Origin of the sequence: Curtobacterium poinsettiae (genome assembly GCF_025677645.1) — a bacterium.
Taxonomy (GTDB): Bacteria; Actinomycetota; Actinomycetes; order Actinomycetales; family Microbacteriaceae; genus Curtobacterium; species Curtobacterium poinsettiae_A.
The window spans coordinates 2,132,119-2,149,661 of the sequence record NZ_CP106879.1 but is presented as its reverse complement, the minus strand read 5'-3'; the positions used below and the strand labels follow the sequence as shown (position 1 = coordinate 2,149,661).

Annotated in this window: 17 protein-coding genes and 2 tRNA genes; 5 read left to right on the top strand and 14 right to left on the bottom strand. The window is 71.4% G+C overall.

Features of this window, described 5'->3' with window-relative positions; translation table 11 throughout:
- The first annotated feature begins 119 nt into the window (after positions 1 to 119).
- The 4 genes from OE229_RS10285 (at position 120) to OE229_RS10270 (ending at position 3,812) form a co-directional block, all read left to right on the top strand.
- A complete protein-coding gene (locus OE229_RS10285; protein ID WP_262137854.1) occupies positions 120 to 1,061 on the top strand; it encodes an ACP S-malonyltransferase in 942 nt (313 codons plus the stop codon).
- On the top strand, positions 1,058 to 2,110 hold the full coding sequence (locus OE229_RS10280) for a beta-ketoacyl-ACP synthase III (RefSeq protein WP_262137852.1): 1,053 nt from the start codon (positions 1,058 to 1,060) through the stop codon (positions 2,108 to 2,110). The genes OE229_RS10285 and OE229_RS10280 overlap by 4 nt, the downstream gene beginning before the upstream one ends.
- Positions 2,111 to 2,231: 121 nt before the next feature.
- On the top strand, positions 2,232 to 2,480 hold the full coding sequence (locus OE229_RS10275; protein ID WP_017886710.1) for an acyl carrier protein: 249 nt from the start codon (positions 2,232 to 2,234) through the stop codon (positions 2,478 to 2,480).
- An 87-nt stretch (positions 2,481 to 2,567) separates the two neighbouring features.
- A complete protein-coding gene (locus OE229_RS10270) occupies positions 2,568 to 3,812 on the top strand; it encodes a beta-ketoacyl-[acyl-carrier-protein] synthase family protein (protein ID WP_110862099.1) in 1,245 nt (414 codons plus the stop codon).
- Between the two features lie 98 nt (positions 3,813 to 3,910).
- Here the strand turns inward: OE229_RS10270 and OE229_RS10265 are convergent, their stop codons facing one another.
- The 6 genes from OE229_RS10265 to OE229_RS10240 form a co-directional block, all read right to left on the bottom strand.
- Positions 3,911 to 4,411, bottom strand: coding sequence for a DUF3145 domain-containing protein (locus tag OE229_RS10265; RefSeq protein WP_027465337.1), 501 nt, complete (start codon positions 4,409 to 4,411; stop codon positions 3,911 to 3,913).
- Between the two features lie 158 nt (positions 4,412 to 4,569).
- Positions 4,570 to 5,415, bottom strand: coding sequence for a DUF1684 domain-containing protein (locus OE229_RS10260; RefSeq protein ID WP_262137851.1), 846 nt, complete (start codon positions 5,413 to 5,415; stop codon positions 4,570 to 4,572).
- Positions 5,412 to 6,536, bottom strand: a complete 1,125-nt coding sequence (locus tag OE229_RS10255; protein ID WP_182066741.1) for an AI-2E family transporter — start codon at positions 6,534 to 6,536, stop codon at positions 5,412 to 5,414. The genes OE229_RS10260 and OE229_RS10255 overlap by 4 nt, the downstream gene beginning before the upstream one ends.
- 7 nt (positions 6,537 to 6,543) lie before the next feature.
- Positions 6,544 to 6,618, bottom strand: a tRNA-Ile gene (locus OE229_RS10250).
- Positions 6,619 to 6,631: 13 nt separating this feature from the next.
- Entirely contained in the window at positions 6,632 to 7,843 is a 1,212-nt protein-coding gene (locus OE229_RS10245) for a glycosyltransferase (protein WP_262137844.1), read from the bottom strand.
- A 155-nt stretch (positions 7,844 to 7,998) separates the two neighbouring features.
- Positions 7,999 to 8,913, bottom strand: a complete 915-nt coding sequence (locus OE229_RS10240) for a DMT family transporter (RefSeq protein ID WP_209134666.1) — start codon at positions 8,911 to 8,913, stop codon at positions 7,999 to 8,001.
- 39 nt (positions 8,914 to 8,952) lie between these two features.
- On the opposite strand from OE229_RS10240, the gene def reads away from it, so the two are divergent.
- Complete coding sequence (gene def / locus OE229_RS10235; RefSeq protein WP_209134667.1) at positions 8,953 to 9,528, top strand: peptide deformylase; 576 nt, start codon at positions 8,953 to 8,955, stop codon at positions 9,526 to 9,528.
- Between the two features lie 68 nt (positions 9,529 to 9,596).
- On the opposite strand, the gene OE229_RS10230 is transcribed toward def, so the two are convergent.
- The 8 genes from OE229_RS10230 to OE229_RS10195 all read right to left on the bottom strand — a co-directional run bounded on the left by OE229_RS10230 (position 9,597) and on the right by OE229_RS10195 (position 17,541).
- Positions 9,597 to 10,085, bottom strand: a complete 489-nt coding sequence (locus OE229_RS10230; RefSeq protein ID WP_262137842.1) for a hypothetical protein — start codon at positions 10,083 to 10,085, stop codon at positions 9,597 to 9,599.
- 51 nt (positions 10,086 to 10,136) lie between these two features.
- The gene (locus tag OE229_RS10225) at positions 10,137 to 10,844 is read right to left on the bottom strand and encodes a pentapeptide repeat-containing protein (RefSeq protein WP_262137838.1); all 708 of its coding nucleotides are present in this window, start codon (positions 10,842 to 10,844) and stop codon (positions 10,137 to 10,139) included.
- Positions 10,841 to 12,373 (bottom strand): hypothetical protein, encoded by a 1,533-nt coding sequence (locus OE229_RS10220; protein WP_209134671.1) that lies wholly within the window; start codon positions 12,371 to 12,373, stop codon positions 10,841 to 10,843. The genes OE229_RS10225 and OE229_RS10220 overlap by 4 nt, the downstream gene beginning before the upstream one ends.
- Positions 12,374 to 12,502: 129 nt before the next feature.
- Positions 12,503 to 12,575, bottom strand: a tRNA-Asn gene (locus OE229_RS10215).
- Between the two features lie 116 nt (positions 12,576 to 12,691).
- A complete protein-coding gene (locus OE229_RS10210; RefSeq protein ID WP_262137832.1) occupies positions 12,692 to 13,702 on the bottom strand; it encodes a D-isomer specific 2-hydroxyacid dehydrogenase family protein in 1,011 nt (336 codons plus the stop codon).
- A complete protein-coding gene (locus tag OE229_RS10205) occupies positions 13,699 to 14,628 on the bottom strand; it encodes an ATP-binding cassette domain-containing protein (RefSeq protein ID WP_110864664.1) in 930 nt (309 codons plus the stop codon). The genes OE229_RS10210 and OE229_RS10205 overlap by 4 nt, the downstream gene beginning before the upstream one ends.
- A gap of 148 nt (positions 14,629 to 14,776) precedes the next feature.
- Positions 14,777 to 16,474: an ABC transporter ATP-binding protein gene (locus OE229_RS10200; RefSeq protein WP_182066748.1), complete on the bottom strand. Its 1,698-nt coding sequence runs from the start codon at positions 16,472 to 16,474 to the stop codon at positions 14,777 to 14,779.
- Positions 16,471 to 17,541, bottom strand: a complete 1,071-nt coding sequence (locus tag OE229_RS10195; RefSeq protein WP_262137830.1) for an ABC transporter permease — start codon at positions 17,539 to 17,541, stop codon at positions 16,471 to 16,473. The genes OE229_RS10200 and OE229_RS10195 overlap by 4 nt, the downstream gene beginning before the upstream one ends.
- Positions 17,542 to 17,543 lie beyond the last annotated feature (2 nt).

Below are 17,543 nucleotides of genomic sequence, written 5' to 3'. Positions count from 1 at the left end.
CCGCGGCAGAACGCCGGCCAGCAGAACACGCCAGACGGTAGAGAACCGACAATGTCCCGCGGGGATTCGTGTGGGAAGTCCACACGGGCCCCGCGGGACGAGAACGCGAGGATTGTCCGGTGATCGTCGTCGTCGCGCCCGGACAGGGCTCCCAGACCCCCGGCTTCCTCGCCCCCTGGCTCGAGGACGCCACCGTTCGTGAACGAGTCGGGCAGTGGTCGGAGTCGATCGGCGTCGACCTCGCCGAGCACGGCACGAACTCCGACGCGGACACCATCAAGGACACCGCACTCGCACAGCCCCTCATCGTCGCCGCCGGCCTGGTGACCGCGGACGCGCTGCTCGCCGATGGCCGTCGCGCCCTGGTGGGCGGGGTCGCCGGACACTCGGTGGGCGAGTTCACCGCCGCCGCGGTCGCCGGGATCCTCGAGCCGACCGACGCCGTCGCACTGGTCGCCGAGCGTGGCCGGGCCATGGCCGACGCCGCAGCGCTCGAGCCGACCTCGATGGCCGCCGTGCTCGGTGGTGACGCCGACGCCGTGACCGCAGCCCTCGCCGAGCACGGTCTGGTGCCCGCGAACCACAACGGTGGCGGCCAGACCGTCGTCGCCGGTGCGGCCGACGCCATCGCCGCCCTCGCCGCCGACCCGCCCGCGAAGGCCCGCGTCATCCCGCTCGCCGTGGCCGGCGCCTTCCACACCCGCTACATGGCGCCCGCCGTCGAGCGCGTCGCCCCGGTCGCGTTCGCCGCCACCGTGCAGGACCCGACCCTGCCGATCTGGACCAACGCCGACGGCGCCCGGGTCGAGGACGGTCGCCGCTTCGTCGACCTGATGGTCCAGCAGATCGCGAACCCCGTGCACTGGGACGCGGTCATGGAGTCCTTCTCCGCCGCCGGCGTGACCGGCATCATCGAGCTCGCACCCGCCGGTGCCCTCGTCGGCCTGGCGAAGCGCGGCCTCCGCGGCACGCCGACCGTCGCCATCAAGACCCCCGACGACCTGCCTGCAGCGATCGACCTGCTGCAGCGCGCGGGCCAGGAAGCAGACGCAACCGCATGACCGACCCGACCACCCCGACGGACGCCCCCACGGGCCTCCCGACCGGATCCGCGCGCCCGCTGCTCCAGCAGCGCCGTGGCCACGACTTCACCCGGATCCTGGCGTTCGGCGCCGCCCGCGGCGAGAACGTCGTGCCGAACGACGACCTCGTCGGCCCGATCGACTCGTCCGACGAGTGGATCCGCCAGCGCACCGGCATCATCACCCGCAAGCGCGCCGGCAAGGACGTCGAGGCGGTCGACCTCGCCGAGGCGGCCGCGCGCGAGGCCATCGCGAAGGCCGGCATCGAGCCGTCCCAGATCGGCGTCGTGCTCGTGAGCACCGTCACGCACACCGTCGCGACCCCGTCGATGGCGTCGCTGCTCGCCGAGCGCATCGGTGCCACCCCGGCCGCCGCGTACGACATCAGCGCCGCCTGTGCCGGGTACGCCTACGGCATCGCCCAAGCGGACTCGTTCATCAAGTCCGGACTCGCCGACCACGTCCTGGTCGTCGGGGCCGAGAAGCTCAGCGACGTCGTCGACCCGACCGACCGCTCGATCTCGTTCCTGCTCGGGGACGGTGCCGGCGCCGCGGTGATCGGCCCGAGCGACTTCCCGGGCATCGCCCCCACCATCTGGGGTTCCGACGGCTCGAAGTGGGACGCCATCGGCATGACCGCGACCTACAACGAGTGGGAGGCCGGGGCACCCCGTCCCACCATGCGCCAGGCCGGGCAGACGGTGTTCCGCTGGGCCGTCTGGGAGATGGTCAAGGTCGCGCGCCAGGCGCTCGAGACCGCCGGGGTCCGCCCCGAAGACCTCGCCGCGTTCGTGCCGCACCAGGCGAACATCCGCATCATCGACGAGTTCGCGAAGCAGCTCGGCCTGCCCGAGACGGTGACGATCGCCCGCGACATCACCACCACCGGCAACACCTCCGCCGCGAGCATCCCGCTCGCCACGCACCGCCTGCTCGAGGAGCACCCGGACCTGTCGGGCGGCCTCGCCCTGCAGATCGGCTTCGGCGCCGGACTCGTGTTCGGCGCGCAGGTGGTCGTCCTCCCCTGATCCCCTCCCGGTCGCGCCACCACGCGGCCGGACCCATCCCGACGAGCCTCCGCGCACCCGGACCCCGCGTGCCCTAGGCTGGTCAACGGTCAAACGACACCCCCCTTCAAGGAGAACACTCATGGCCCTGTCCAACGAAGAAGTCCTCGCCGGCCTGGCCGAGCTGATCAACGACGAGACCGGTATCGCCACCGACACCGTCGCCGCCGACAAGTCCTTCACGGACGACCTCGACATCGACTCCATCTCGATGATGACCATCGTGGTCAACGCCGAGGAGAAGTTCGACGTGAAGATCCCGGACGAAGAGGTCAAGAACCTCAAGACCGTGGGCAACGCGGTCGACTACATCGTCAAGGCCCAGGCCTGACACGAGCTTCCTGAGCGCCGCGGCCCGCGGACCCCTGCGGGCCGCGGCGCTCATCTTGTTCACCCCAACGAAAGAACACGTCGTTCCATGACCAAGAAGACCGTCGTCGTCACCGGGATCGGTGCGATCTCACCCCTCGCCGCGACCGCCCCGGACACCTGGGACGCGCTGCTCGCCGGCAAGTCCGGCATCACCCGCATCGAGGACCCCCGCTACGCCGAGCTCGAACTCCCCGTGGAGTTCGCCGGCCAGGCGCGGCGGTTCCTCACCGACCAGCTCACCCGCCCGGAGTCGAAGCGGCTCGACCCCTCGTCGCAGCTGTCGCTCGTCGCGGCACGCGAGGCCTGGGCCGACGCCGGCATCGACGACGAGTCGGTCGTCCCCGAGCGCCTGATCGTCGACTGGGCGACCGGCATCGGCGGTGTGAACACGCTGCTCGACGCCTGGGACACCCTGCGCGAGAAGGGTCCGCGTCGCGTCCTGCCGATGACGGTCCCGATGCTCATGGCGAACGGCCCGGCCGCCGCCATCGAGATGGAGTTCGGCGCCCGTGGTGGTGCCCGCACCTACCTGTCCGCCTGCGCGTCCTCGACCGAGTCGCTGGCCGAGGCGTACCGGCACATCGCCGACGGCGACGCCGACATCGTCATCACCGGTGGCGCCGAGGCAGCGCTGCACCCGCTCCCGCTGGCCGCGTTCGCCGCGATGCAGGCCCTGTCGCGCCGCAACGACTCCCCCGAGACCGCGTCGCGTCCGTACGACGTCACGCGTGACGGCTTCGTGCTCGGTGACGGCGCAGCGGCGCTCATCCTCGAGTCGAAGGAGCACGCGGAAGCCCGCGGCGCGACCATCTACGCCGAGGTCGCCGGTGCCGGCATCACCTCCGATGCCTTCCACATCACCGCGCCGGACCCCGAGGGCAGCGCCGCCGCCCGTGCCGTCCTGCAGGCACTCGAGCACGCCGACGCCAGCCGCGAGGACGTCGTGCACGTGAACGCCCACGCCACCTCGACCCCGGTCGGTGACGTCGCCGAGTACCACGCGATGCGTCGCGTCTTCGGCGACCACCTGGACGACGTCGTGGTGTCCGCGACCAAGGCCTCGACGGGACACCTGCTCGGTGGTGCGGGTGCGATCGAGGCGGTCTTCACCGTCCTCGCGCTGCACAACCGCGTCGCCCCGCCGACGATCAACCTGCACGACCAGGACCCGGAGATCGTCATGGACGTGGCCCGCGAGCCGCGTGCGCTGCCGGAGGGCGACCTGCTCGCGGTCAGCAACTCGTTCGGCTTCGGCGGCCACAACGCCGTGGTCGCGTTCCGCAGCGTCTGATCCGTCCGTCCCCGGGGCACGTCCGCCCCGGCCTGGAGGCCCGTCCCGCGTCGTCGGGGCGGGCTTCCGTCGTTCCGGTGCCCGGTCCGGCGGTCGGGTCAGCCGACGCGGTGCAGCCAGACGACCGGGTTGCCCTCGGCCGCGTGGCGGAAGGGCTCGAGCTCGTCGTCCCAGGCCTGCCCGAGGGCGAGTCGGAGCTCGCGGTGCAGCTCGAGGGCGTTGCTGCCCGCGACCTCCATCGCGTAGCGCACCCGGTCCTCGGGGATGACCATGTTGCCCGTGACGTCGGTCTGCGCGTAGAACACGCCGAGGTCGGGCGTGTGCATCCAACGGCCACCGTCCGAGGCACTCGTCGGCTCCTCGGTGACCTCGTACCGCAGGTGTTCCCACCCGCGCAGGGCCGACGCGATCGCGGCACCGGCACCCACGGCACCGGTCCACGTGTACTCGGTCCGGCGCGCACCGTCCTGTGCGGGCTGGTCGAGCCACGAGAAGTTCACGGCGCGGTTCATTGCGCGACCTGCTGCCCATTCGACGTGCGGGCAGAGCGCGCGGGGTGAGGAGTGCACGTAGAGCACTCCTGTCGTCGTTCCGTTCACGGTTCCTCCGATACGTCAGGTGCGACTTCCCCATCGACCTGGTGCGGAGGATCCTGACCCGAGGGGCCACGGAACCATCGGTATGCGATTGTGATGTCCCGACGGGACACGCCCATTATGCAGCGCTGCGGCTGGGAACGGCAAGGACCCGACCCCGATCAGTGCAGGACGGCACCGTTCGCGTCGATCGGGTGTCGCTCCCCCGCCGTGATCCGCACCGGGACGCGGTTGTCCTCCGGTGGGATCGGGCACGCGTACTGGTACGAGAACGCGCACGGCGGCAGGACCAGGCGATTCCAGTCGAGCTCGACCGTGGCCTCGGCGCCCGGGTCGTCGAGGTACAGGAACCGACCCATCGAGTAGGTGCTGCCCGGGTCGTCCTCGGCCAGGGCACTCGTGGCGTCCTGCACGATGAGCTGCAGCCGCGGGACTCCGCGGTGGGCGGCCGACCGGACGGCGACGAACCGCACCGTGGCACCACCCACGACGGTCTCGACGTGTCCGGCGACCGGCAGGGCGTCGCCGGCGGCATCGCGGACGCTGCCACGGGCCTCCAGGGCGTCTCCCGCCAGCGGGACGTACGTGCCGGACGTCACCCAGTCGCCGGACCACGCGAAGCGGGCGATCTGCGCGAAGCGGGCGACCGCCTCGGACGACGGGTCCCAGACGCGCAGGGTGTCGCCGCTGACGGTGCCGGCGAGGCCGTCCTGCAGCGCGACGGTCGACGGCACGACGGCGGTGTCCCCGGCCACCAGGACCGTGCCGTCGACCGGGACGCCGTCGACGACGACGCCGTCGGATGCCTCGGCCGTCACGGTGAGTCCGCCGACGGCCGGTGCCCACGTGCCGGGGACCGGCCAGACCGGCTGCGGGTGGTCGACGTGCTGGGCGTTCACCAGGGCGAGTGGCCCACGTGCGCTGCGCGCCCAGCGGTCACGGTCGTGGGCGTGCTCGGTGAAGGCGGCGACGGCCGCGTCGTCGGGTGCGCCGGTGCCGCTCGTCACGCCTGCTCCTGGCGGGGGTAGATGACCTTCTGCACGATGATGATGACCGACGCCGCGACGGGCAGCGCCACGAGCGCGCCGAGCACCCCGCCGATCGTGCCGCCCGCGACCGCCGCGATGACCACGAGCGCGCCGGGTACCTGGACCGCGCGCGACATGATCCGCGGGGAGATCAGGTAGGCCTCGACCTGCATGTAGACCAGGTAGTAGATCGCGGCGGCGAGGGCGGTCGCCGGCGATGCGAAGAAGCAGAGTAGCGAGATCACGATCGCGGCGGCGAGCGTGCCGACGAGCGGGATGAGTGAGCCGAGGAACGCGAACGACGCGAGCAGCACCGGTAGCGGCGCCCCGATGATGAGCAGGAAGACGAAGCTCAGGATGCCGTTGATGAGCGCCTGCGACACCTGCCCGACGACGTACCGGCCGACGGCCTGCGTGATCTGCTCGCTCACGTCGATGAAGTTCTGGCGGCGCGACGCCGGCACGAACCGGTAGGTCGCACGCTTCATGCCCCGCATCGACGCGAGGAAGTAGAGCATCAGGATGATGACGATGAGCGCCCCGGTGACGCCGGACAGGATGCCGCTGCCGACCGCCAGGATCCCGCCGCCGACGCTGAGCAGGTTGCCCGGCTTCTCGACGAACGACTGCAGCGACTGCAGGGCGTGGTCGATGTCGAACGACCCGGCGAACTGCTTCGACAGGTCCTGCACCCACTGCTGCTGCGAGATGTCCTGCACGATGTCGGGGAAGTTCTGGATCAGGTTCGACGCCTGCTCCACCAGGATCGGCACCACGGCGAACACGATGCCGGCGAAGGCCCCGAGCACCGCGACCACGACGATCGTGATGGCGGACCAGCGCGGGATGATCCGCTCCAGGAACGACACGAGGGGGTCGATCCCGAGCGCCAGGAACAGTGCGACACCGATGTAGACCAGCACCGTGCTGAGCTCGTTGATGATCGCACCGGCGAGCAGCGCGACGAGCACCCCGATGGCACCCATGAACCCGAGGCGGAAGGCGTTGACGCGCACGCCGGTTCCGCCACGGGTCACCTCGAAGGTGACGTTCGGTGTCGGTGCGTGGTCGTCCTGCGACGTGTCGCGCTTCCTTGGCATGTGCACGTAGGGCGGGCGGGACTCGAACCCGCGGATCGTTCGGTTATGAGCCGACTGCCTTGACCAGCTTGGCTACCGCCCCTCGCCGGAGACCCTCAGGCCACCGGCTCACCACGATACAGCGACTCGAACGTCGACAGCGTGCGGTTGATGTCGTGTGCCTCGATCATGGCCAGACTGCGCTCCCGCATCGCCACGTACGCCGACTCGGGCGCGGTGAGCACCGCCGTGAGCTTCGCCGCCAGGTCATCCACGTCGCCCGGCGCGAACAGGTGCCCGTTGCCGTCGATCAGGTGCGGCAGCGCCATCGAGTCGGCGGCGACGACGGGCAGCCCCGAGGCCATCCCCTCGAGCGACGAGATGCTCTGCAGTTCCGCCGTGGACGGCATCGCGAACACCGTCGCGTTGGTCAGGGCCTCCTGCTTGCGCTCGTCGGAGACGAAGCCCAGGAACCGCACGCGGTCCTCGAGCCCGAGCTCCTTCGCCAAGGCGGTGAGCTTCGGGATCATCTCGCCGTCGCCGACGATGGTCAGCGTCGCGGACAGCTCGGCGGGCAGCAGCGCCACCGCACGGACCAGCACGTCGAGGTTCTTCTCGGGGGCCACACGACCCACGAAGACGATGTCGTTGTTGACCGGGCGTCCCTCGCGTGCCACGTACCGGGACGCGTCGATGCCGCACGAGATCGCCAGGACCTGCTGGCCAGCGATGGCCTTCCGCAGGTAGTCGGCGGCCAGGTTCGTCGGCGTCGTGATGGTGTCGGCCAGCCGGTAGGTCTTGGCGGCGTCGCTCCACGCGATCTTCAGGGCGAGGGGCAGCGTCCACTTGCCGAACGGCGTGTACTCGAGCAGGTTCTCGGGCATGAAGTGGTTCGTCGCGATGACCCGGATGCCGCGGTCGTTCGCCTCGTGCACGATGCCGCGGCCGATGACCACGTGCGACTGGATGTGCAGCACGTCGGGCTTGACCGCGTCGAGGATCGGGCCGGTCCACTTCCGGACGCTCCACGGCCACACGAAGCGCAGCCACGGGTGCAGCGGCCACTTGTACGACTTCAGGCGGTGCACGACGAGGGTGACGCCGTGGTGCTCCTCGTCGAACGTGCCGTAGTGGCGGCTCGAGGCCGGTGCGACGACGTGCACCTCGTGCCCGCGCTCGGCCAGGCCGACGGCGAGCTGCTCGGCGAAGGTGGCGGCGCCGTTGACGTCGGGGGCGAAGGTGTCCGCTGCGATCAGCACGCGCAACGGTCGGTGACCGCCCGTCGCTTCCGTCGGTCCGGCGGTGGCGGTGGTGGCGTCTCCTGACACGGCTGAGTTCGTCCTCTCGTGGGCGATGGCTGGTCGGCAGTGACGCTATCGCACCAGGATCGACGGTCGCGTCAGCCGCGCGGATGAGGGCGGCGACCACCGGGGAGGCGGCGAGTACAGCGCGCGGTGCGCGGCGACCGACGCAGCGGCCGACATCAGGCCCGGGTCTGCGGGTGGTGCTTGGCGAGCAGGAACACCCCCGTGATCGCGATGCCCGCGGCCACCACGAAGCCCGCGACCGCGAACCACGGCGCCCCCGAGGCCTCCCCGAGCACGATCACGCCGATGCCGACCGCGACGATCGGGTCGATCACCGTCAACCCCGCGATCACGAGGTCGGCCGAGCCGCTCGAGTAGGCGTTCTGCACGAAGTACCCGCCGAGCGACGCCGCCACGACCACGCCGACGATCGCGAGCACCGTCAACCAGTCGAAGGTGCCGTTCACGAACCGGTTCAGCACGACCTTGGCCAGCGTCGCCACGAACCCGTAGAGCACCCCGGCCCCGACGATGTAGTAGAGCGCACTGCGATGCTTCGCGACCAGTCGGAACGACACCAGCACGAGCACCAGCACGACGGCAAGGATCACCAGCACGGTGACGAGCTGCTGGCGGGTGATCGCGCTCTCGTGCCCGACGAACGCGGCGATCCCGACGAAGACGCCGACACCGATGATGCACGTCCACACCGCCCGCCGCGCACGACGACCGAGCGGCACACCGGACGAACGCGACGAGAACCACGTCGTGATGACCAGCGCCACGGCACCCAACGGCTGCACGACGATCAGGGGCGCGAACGTGATGCTGACGAGCTGGAGCACCACCGCGATGCCGAGCATGAGCGTGCCGAGCACCCAGTAGCCGCTCGAGACGAGCCCGACGACGTGCCGGACGCTCAGCCCCTTCGACTGCCGACCCAGACGCGCCTCGACCCGCTGCACCCCGCGGCTCTGGAACTGCGCCCCGAGCGACAGGAACACCGCACCGATCAGCGCCACCGGGATCATCAGCGCCTGGAACGGCGTGAGGTTGCTCACGGCGTCGGGCAGCTGGAGGTCCGTCGTCACGCGTCGAGGCTACCGTCCCCCGCCGGATAACCTGGGTGAATGGCCGTTCTCCCGATCCGCATCACCGGCGAACCCGTCCTGCACGAGCGTGCAGCCGAGGTCACCGCGTTCGATGACGACCTCCGCACCCTCGTCGCCGACATGCTCGAGACCATGGACCTGGCCCCCGGGGTCGGCCTGGCCGGACCGCAGGTGGGCGTCGGCAAGCGCCTCTTCGTGTACTCCTACACCGACGACGACGACGTCCTGCACCGGGGAGCCGCCGTCAACCCCGTCCTGTGGATCACGCCCCCGGTGCCCGAGTCCGTCGAGGAGCTCGACGAGGACGAGGAGTCCGAGGGCTGCCTGTCGATCCCGGGCGAGCGCTTCCCGCTGCGTCGCTCCGAGGGCGCCCTGCTGCGTGCGGTCGACGAGCACGGCACGCCGTTCGAGGTCGAGGCGCACGGTTGGCTGGCCCGGATCTTCCAGCACGAGTACGACCACCTGGACGGCTGGCTGTACGCCGACCGCCTGGTGCACCCCTACGGCAAGCAGGTCGCCAAGGCGATCCGCAAGAGCAGCTGGGGCGGCCCCGGCCAGTCCTGGTTGCCGGGTCGCGACCACCCCGAGGGCTGACGCCCGTCGGCTCCCGCACCCTGCCGTCCAACCCGACGCCGCTCCGGCGGTCGGCCTGGAGGCCCGGCTCAGCCCCGGTAGGCGGCCAGTGCGTCCCGCAGGCGGTCGATCTCCGGGTGCCCGGGGCAGTACCGCAACAGGCCGGCGGCTACATGCGCACCGCGCGCGTCGGCGACCGCAGACGTCCACGGGTCCGAGCCGCGCACCGCGCACGCACTCGCGAGCTCGACCAGGGTCGCGTCGCCTCGCGCCGCCGCCACCGCTGCCCGCTGCTGGCTCGACGGCACCGACCCGGTCAGGCGCTTCGCCGAGCAGTCGGTGCGCTCGGCCTCCCACACCGCAGAGTAGGTGGTGTAGGTCTCGCTGTCCGATCCGTCGGCGGCGCAGACGAACGCGAAGACCACGGGCGACGCGCCCGAGCCCAGGCCGGTGTCCGAGCTCGTCGGGTCCTCGGACGCGTCGGTGTCCGGGCCGACGCTGCTGCAGCCGGTGAGCACCACCATCACGGCGACGACGACGCCCAGGAGCGTGAGTCGAGGCGAACGGGATCGGTGCACCTGTGAACGCTAACAGCATCGGCCGGGTGGCAGCCGCACGATCGACGTCGGTCAGCCGGTGGGGCCGCTGACCGTGATGGTCGCTCGCTGGTCGAGCCGGCCCTCGCGCGCGTCGGTGCTCATCCGGCACCGGACCTCGGTGACGCCGACCTTCGCGTGGAGCAGACGGTCGACGCAGCTGCGTGAGGTCACACCACGCGGCAGGTCCAGGTCGATGCGCACGGCGATCCGCTCGCCGTCGGGACTGCGCAGCCGACGGTCGACGAGTTCCATCGGCGTGCCGCGGACCGTCAGTCCCTCGATCTTCGCACTGGTCAGGTCGACGCCGTCCAGGCGTGCGTTGCTGATGTCGGCGCCGACGAGGTTCGCACCGGAGAGGTCCGTCTGCCGCAGGTCGGCCCCCGTGAGGTCGGCGCTGTACAGGTCGACCCCGTGCAGGTCCGCCCCACGCAGGTCGGCGTCCCGCAGGTCCGCACCGAACAGGACGGCTTGGCGCAGGTCGGCCCCGCGCAGGTCGGCGCCGTGCAGGTCGGCCAGGCGGAGGTCCTGGGTGCCGAGGTCGACGCCGCCGAGGTCCTGTCCAGCGCACGCCGTCACGGAGCCCGGCTGCGGGGCGATGCGCACCGTGCAGGACCCGACCTGGCGTTCGCCGGCGCTCGTGCCCCCGGTGCGGGCGAACGCCGCGACGCCGATGACCACGAAGAACAGGACCGTGAGCGCCACGACGATGACGGTGCGGGTGCGCGGTGCCGCCGTCACGAGCGGACCCCGGTCAGCCAGTGCGGCAGGACGTCCTGCGCCCAACCGGAGTACCAGGCCGGCGAGGAGGCGTAGGGGAAGAAGGCGCTGATCGGGTTGTACAACGCGAACAACGCGACGCCGACGACGACCACGACGGTCCACGCGGCCGTCGCGGCGTGCCCCTGCAGTCGGCGGAGCCACGCGGTCAGGCCGAGCAGGACCACCGCGACGATCATCGGCAGGACCGGGAGCAGGTACCGGCCCGAGAACGCGAACTCCTGACGGAGGTTCACGGTCGTCGCGGCGTTGAAGCAGAGGACAGCCACCGTGTAGGCGACCGGGACGACCGCCAGCCACCACGTCGCAGCCGAACGCAGCACCCGACGCAGCTGGGTGGCTGCGATGACGGTTGCGGCGAGCACCGCGGTCGCTCCGAAGGCCACGACGCCGAGGTTCGGCCGCCACGGCAGGGTCGGACCCCAGAAGAAGAAGAGGGACCGGAAGTAGGTGGTGGTCCACGTCCACAGGAACGCGAGCGGGTGGAACGGTTCGAGGGTCCCGGCGGCGACGGCCAGGTCGTGGGAGCGTGTCGCGTTGTAGTTGCGGCGGAAGATGTCGAAGTTCATGCACGCAGCTCGGCTGTGGATCTCGGCGCAGTCGGGGTTGAGGGCACGGTAGACGAGCAGGTTCACGCCGAAACGCTCGAGGACCAGCGCGAGCAACACGCCACCGATCACCACCAGCAGGACGGACCGCCCCGGGCGCTCCCGGAAGCCCGCCACGGCTCGCCGCACCGGGTGCCGGAGCCACGAGAACCCGTCGACGCGGTACCGGAACAGGATCGCGAAGAACGCCCCGGCGAGGACGAGTGGCGCCTGCGAGTACTTGAGCATCAGGGCGAGCATCGCGGTGACGACCAGCCACGCGAGCGTGCGGAGACCACCGCCGCGTGCCACCTTGACCGCGACGGCGGCGAACAGGAAGAACGCCGCCATCGACGGCGCGTCGTAGCTGATCGTCGCGGCCTGCCAGACGTACCGACCGGTGAAGGCCGTCGCGACGATCGCGAGCAGGCCGATCGCCGTCGGGACACCGGCGTTCCGGAACAACACACGCAGGGCGCACAGACCGGCGCCGGCCGCCAGGACGTCGATCCCCCGCAGGACCATCACGGTCCGCTCCTGGTCCAGCCCGACCGCCAGGGCCGCCCTCGCCGGGAACGACATCACGTAGTAGTACAGGTACGCCGGGAACCGCGTGACCTCGCCGAGCCGGAGCGTCGACGTCGCGGCGTCGTGCACGAACGGCCCGGCCGTCCAGGGCCGTTCCGCGTAGAACAGGATGTTGCCGATGTGCCGGACCTCGTCCGGGGCGGCCGACGCCGGCACGTGGATGGTCACGGCGAACAGGAAGCCCATCAGCAGGAAGGCGACGAGCACGACGACGAACGCCGTCCGGGACGCCAGCACCTGGTTCGCCCGACCGAGGATCCGCTCTGCCCGACCGCCGACCGTCGGCCCGGTGACGGACTCGGTGGTCAACGACATCGAACAGTGGCCTTCCGTGGATCTGGGTGCGCTGGCCCAGGCTAGCAGCGGGCCACGCTGAACCCGACGAAGGCGCCGGACCGTCGGGAACGCAAAAAGTCCCCACCCCGGAGGGATGAGGACCTGTCGCTCCCCGAGTTGGACTCGAACCAACAACCTGCCGGTTAACAGCCGGCTGCTCTGCCAATTGAGCTATCGAGGATCACTGTCCGCTGGCGAATGACGTGCGAACAACGGGTAACAGCATAGCAGGACCACGAGGCCCTCCACCGCATCGGACACGCCGCCCGGGCGCGCCGCACAACGGGGCCCTTCGTGTCAGTACCCGGCGACCGGGTCCACGACGCCGACGAAGCCCTCGCCGTGGCCACCGAGGAACGCTGCGGCGTTGAGCCGGACGCGCTCGGCGAGCAGGGGCGCGACCATCTCCGGGGTGTCGGCCTGGTGCGGGGTGATGACGGCACCGGGCTCGGACCAGAGCGGGTGCCCGTCGGGAAGCGGCTCGGGGTCGGTGACGTCGAGGCCCGCCGCGGCGATCTCTCCGGTGCGCAGGGCGGCGACCAGTGCATCGGTGTCGACGAGTCCGCCGCGGGCGATGTTCACGAGCCGGGCGGACGGCTTCATGATCCGGAACTGCCGCTCGCCGAAGAGCTTCGCGGTGCCCGAGGTCATCGCCGCCGCGATCATCACGACGTCGGCGTCGGGCAGGACCTGGTCGAGGTGGTCGGTGGTGACGGTCTGCGCGGCTCCCGGCACGGGGTCGGGCGAGCGGCGCACGACGGTGACGTCGACGTCGAACGGCGCGAGCAGCCGGAGGTACTCGAGCGCGATCCCGCCGGCACCGATCACGACGACGTTCCGCCCGTACAGCGAGACACCCTCGGGCTCGGTCGCCCACGACGACGCACGGGCGCGCTTCTGCAGGACCCGGAGCGTGCCGAGGGTCAGCGCCAGCGCGTGTTCGGCGACCGGCTCCGCGTAGGCGCCCTTGGCCGAGGTGAACAACACGCGGTCGCCGTGCTCCTGGATCAGGTGCGCGAAGGCGTCGACGCCGGCGAACGGCAGCTGCACCCAGCCCACCCCCGGTGCGGACGACAGGGCGTCGGCGAGGCCGGCCGGGTCGCGGGGGTCGAGCCAGACGACCCCGCGGGTGTCGGCGTTGAGCGGCGCGACGGTGCCCCCGGCCTCGGTCACGGCGTCCACGTGCAGGTCCGTCGGTTCCGGCAGCACGGCGACCGGCCCGGGCTCCGGAGCCCCGATCGGCAGCGGTGCACCGGATGTGGGGACGACGGCGCGGTGCCCACGGGGGCCCTGGGCGGTGGTGCTCACGCGTTCTCCTGACGGTCGGTGCGCGGGCCGGTGCCTGCGGCGAGCGGACGGCGCGGCGCCGACGAACGGCGGGCCGTCGTCGGTGCAGGACGACGCTTCACGCCTCGGGCCGCGGTCGAGGCGAGGGTCTTGACGTAGGGGTCGACGGGGTTGTCGAGGACCTCGTCGAAGGTGCCGAGCCCGACGAGCCGGGCATCGGCCATCACGGCGACGCGGTCGGCGAGGGCGCGGGCCTCGCGCAGGTCGCTGGACACCACGACCGCGGAGAACTGCCGGCCGCGCTGCAGGGTCGCCAGGGCCTCGAGCACGGACTGCCGCACGAGCACGTCGACACCGCGCGCTGGTTCGTCCGCGACCAGGAGCTGGGGCTCGAGCACGAGCGCCTTCGCCAGGGCGACTCGCTGGCGCTGACCGCTCGAGAGCTCCCACGTGTTCAGGCGCATCGCCCCGAGCGGCAGGTGCACCGCGTCGAGCAGCCGGGCCACGATGAGCCCGGCCTCGCGCCGGTCGAACCGGCGGTCGCGTGCGTAGATCGGTTCGGCGACGGCTTCGCCCACGGTCAGGTCCGGGCTGAGCCGGTCGGCGCCGTCCTGCGGCAGGTAGCCGATCCGGCCGCTCAGCCGTTCGAGCTTGCGCGACGAGGGACGGAGACCCCGGGTCTTCTGGCCGAGCACGGTCAGCTCGCCACCGACGATGTGCCGACGGAGGGCGCCCTCGCCCTCGCCGTGGGATCCGAGCTGCCCGGCGATGGCGGCGGCGAAGGTCGACTTGCCCGAGCCCGACTCACCGAGCAGGGCGAGGATCTCCCCCTGCCGGACCGTGAGGCTCACGCCGTCGACGGCCCGGATGGACTCGCCCCCGCGTCCGCCCCGGTACTCGATCGACACGTCGTCCGCGACGACCGCCGGTCCGTTGACCGCGATCATGGGTCCCCTTCCACGCCGCCCCCTGGCGGCGGTTCGCGACGGGCCGCCCTGGCAGGTCCGTCGTGCGTGCAGCAGTGGAGACGACCGCCCTGGAGGCCCGGCGTGCGTCGACGACGCTGGCCGGGCCTCCAGGACGGGTCACGTCGGGTCAGGACCCGACGTTCTCCAGTCGCTCCAGCGTACGCCGTCGCTCCGCCTGCTCCGCCGGGTCGGGCACCGGCAGCGACGCCAGCAGGCGCTGCGTGTACGGGTGCTGCGGGCTACCGAGCACCTGCGCGGTCGTGCCGGTCTCGACCAGGTCGCCCCGGTACAGCACGGCGATGCGGTCCGACAGCGCGCCCACGACCGCCAGGTCGTGGCTGATGAACAGCGACGCGAAGCCGAGGTCCTGCTGCAGCTCGAGGAAGAGCTCGAGCACGCGCGCCTGCACGGAGACGTCGAGCGCACTCGTCGGCTCGTCGGCGATGAGCAGCTTCGGCCGGAGGGCGAGCGACCGGGCGAGCGACGCGCGCTGGCGCTGCCCACCGGAGAGCTCGTGCGGGTAGCGGTCACCGTAGGCGGCCGGCAGCTGCACGGCCTCGAGCAGCTCGTCCACCCGCTTGCGCGCGGCACGGGGGCTCGAGACCTCCTTGTGCACGACCAGCGGCTCGGCGACGCACTCGGCGATCGTCAGCAACGGGTTGAACGAGGTCGCCGGGTCCTGGAACACGAACCCGATGTCCTTGCGCAGGTGCTTGAAGTCACGTTCGCGGTACCCGAGCATCTCGGCGCCGAGGACCTTGAGCGAACCGCCGGTGACCTTCGTCAGGCCCGCCATGGCCCGGCCGATGGTGGTCTTGCCCGAGCCGGACTCCCCCACCAGGCCGAGGACCTCACCCGGACGGATCGCCAGGTCGACGCCCTTGACCGCCTTGAACGCCGGCGAGCCGAGCCGCCCGGGGTACTCGATCTCGAGCCCCTTCGCCTCGACCAGCGGCGTGACGTCCTCGGAGATCGCGGCGCGCCGGGCCACCCCGGTGGACGCCTCGAGCCGTGGCACCGCCGCGAGCAGCCGCTTGGTGTAGTCGGCCTGCGGCGTCGCGAACAGGGCCGTCGCCGTGGCCTCTTCGACGATCTCGCCCTGGTACATCACGGCGACGCGGTCGGCCAGGTCGGCGACCACGCCCATGTTGTGCGTGATGACGACGATCGCGGTGCCGAACTCGTCACGGCAGCGCCGCAGCAGGTCGAGGATCTCGGCCTGCACCGTGACGTCGAGCGCCGTGGTGGGCTCGTCCGCGATGATGACGCTCGGCTCGAGGGCGAGTGCACTCGCGATGACCACACGCTGCTTCTGCCCACCGGAGAACTGGTGCGGGTAGTGGTCGACGCGGGTCTCGGGGTCGGGGATGCCGACGCGACCGAGGTAGTCGATGGCCTTCGCCCGTGCCTCCTTCTTGGACATGCCGCCGTGGGCGCGGAGCCCCTCGGCGATCTGCCACCCGACGGTGAAGACCGGGTTCAGGGCGGTCGACGGTTCCTGGAACACCATCGCCCCGGCCGTCCCGCGGAGCTCGCGAAGCTTCTGCGAGCCGACCGACACGACGTCGGTGCCGTCGAGCAGCACCGCGCCGCCGAGGGTCGCGGTCTCCGGCATGAGCCGCAGCATGCTGCGTGCCGTGACGGACTTGCCGGAGCCGGACTCGCCGACCAGGGCGAGGACCTCGCCGGGGCGGACGTCGAGGCTGACGCCCTTGACCGCGTCGACGGCACCGCCGTCGGTCGCGAACGTGACGGTCAGGTCGTCGACGACGACGACCGGCTCGGTGGTGGTGTCGCCCGGCTGCAGGCGGGTGGTCGGGGTCATGCGCCCGTCCCTTCCGTGTCGTTGCCGGCGTTGCGCGGTGCCTCGGCGTCGCGCGGTGCTTCGGCGTCGCGCGCTGCCTTGGGATCGCGCGCTGCCTTGGTGTCGCGCGTGGACACCAGCTGCTTCAGCCGTCGGCGTGCGCGCAGGCGGGGGTCGGAGATGTCGTTCAGGCTCTCGCCGATGAAGGTGACCCCGAGCACGAGCACGACGATGGCGACACCCGGGTAGACACCGGTCCACCAGACGCCGCTCGCAACGTCGGAGAGCGCACGGCTCAGGTCGTAGCCCCATTCGGCACCGGACGTCGGGCCGATGCCGAACCCGAGGAAGCCGAGGCCGGCCAGGGTCAGGATCGCGTCGCTCGCGTTGAGCGTCAGGATGAGCGGCAGGGAACGCGTCGAGTTCCGCAGGACGTGCCGCGTCATGATGCGCCACGGGTTGGTGCCCATCACGCGCGCCGACTCGACGAACGCGTCGTTCTTCAGCCGGACGGCCTCGGCACGGACCACGCGGAAGTACTGCGGCACGTACACGACGGTGATCGAGATCGCCGCCGCGATGATGCCGCCCGAGTAGCTCGAGTTGCCGCCGGAGATGACGATGGACACGATGATCGCGAGCAGCAGCGACGGGAACGCGTAGATGGCGTCGGCCACGACCACCAGGACGCGGTCCAGCCAGCCGCCCAGGTAGCCGGAGACCATGCCGAGCAGGACGCCGACGATGATCGAGACGACCACGGCGACGATGACGACGAGCACGGCCGTGCGGGCACCGTAGAGCACCCGGCTGAACACGTCGAAGCCGCCGACCGTGGTGCCCCAGATGTGCTCGGCGTTCGGTGCGCCGGTGCGCGGGAAGCTCTGGCCGTCCGCGCCCTGCAGCTGGCCGAAGCCGTACGGGGCGAGGAGCGGGGCGAACACCGCGATCAGCAGGTAGAGGGCGCAGATGACCACGCCGACGATGAGCATGGCGCGCTGCCAGCCGGTGCTCCGACGGAGCTGGACCACCACGGGGAGCCGCTTCCAGAGCGGCTCGTGGCGGTCGACGAGGGTGGTGTCGACCATCG

Excerpts from the sequence above, each read along its gene's own strand:
- OE229_RS10280 (WP_262137852.1), top strand. The coding sequence starts at position 1,058 with ATGACCGACCCGACCACCCCGACGGACGCCCCCACGGGCCTCCCGACC.
- OE229_RS10275 (WP_017886710.1), top strand. The coding sequence starts at position 2,232 with ATGGCCCTGTCCAACGAAGAAGTCCTCGCCGGCCTGGCCGAGCTGATC.
- OE229_RS10270 (WP_110862099.1), top strand. The coding sequence starts at position 2,568 with ATGACCAAGAAGACCGTCGTCGTCACCGGGATCGGTGCGATCTCACCC.
- OE229_RS10255 (WP_182066741.1), bottom strand. The coding sequence starts at position 6,536 with ATGCCAAGGAAGCGCGACACGTCGCAGGACGACCACGCACCGACACCG.
- def (WP_209134667.1), top strand. The coding sequence starts at position 8,953 with ATGGCCGTTCTCCCGATCCGCATCACCGGCGAACCCGTCCTGCACGAG.
- OE229_RS10220 (WP_209134671.1), bottom strand. The coding sequence starts at position 12,373 with ATGTCGTTGACCACCGAGTCCGTCACCGGGCCGACGGTCGGCGGTCGG.
- OE229_RS10205 (WP_110864664.1), bottom strand. The coding sequence starts at position 14,628 with ATGATCGCGGTCAACGGACCGGCGGTCGTCGCGGACGACGTGTCGATC.
- OE229_RS10200 (WP_182066748.1), bottom strand. The coding sequence starts at position 16,474 with ATGACCCCGACCACCCGCCTGCAGCCGGGCGACACCACCACCGAGCCG.
- OE229_RS10195 (WP_262137830.1), bottom strand. The coding sequence starts at position 17,541 with ATGGTCGACACCACCCTCGTCGACCGCCACGAGCCGCTCTGGAAGCGG.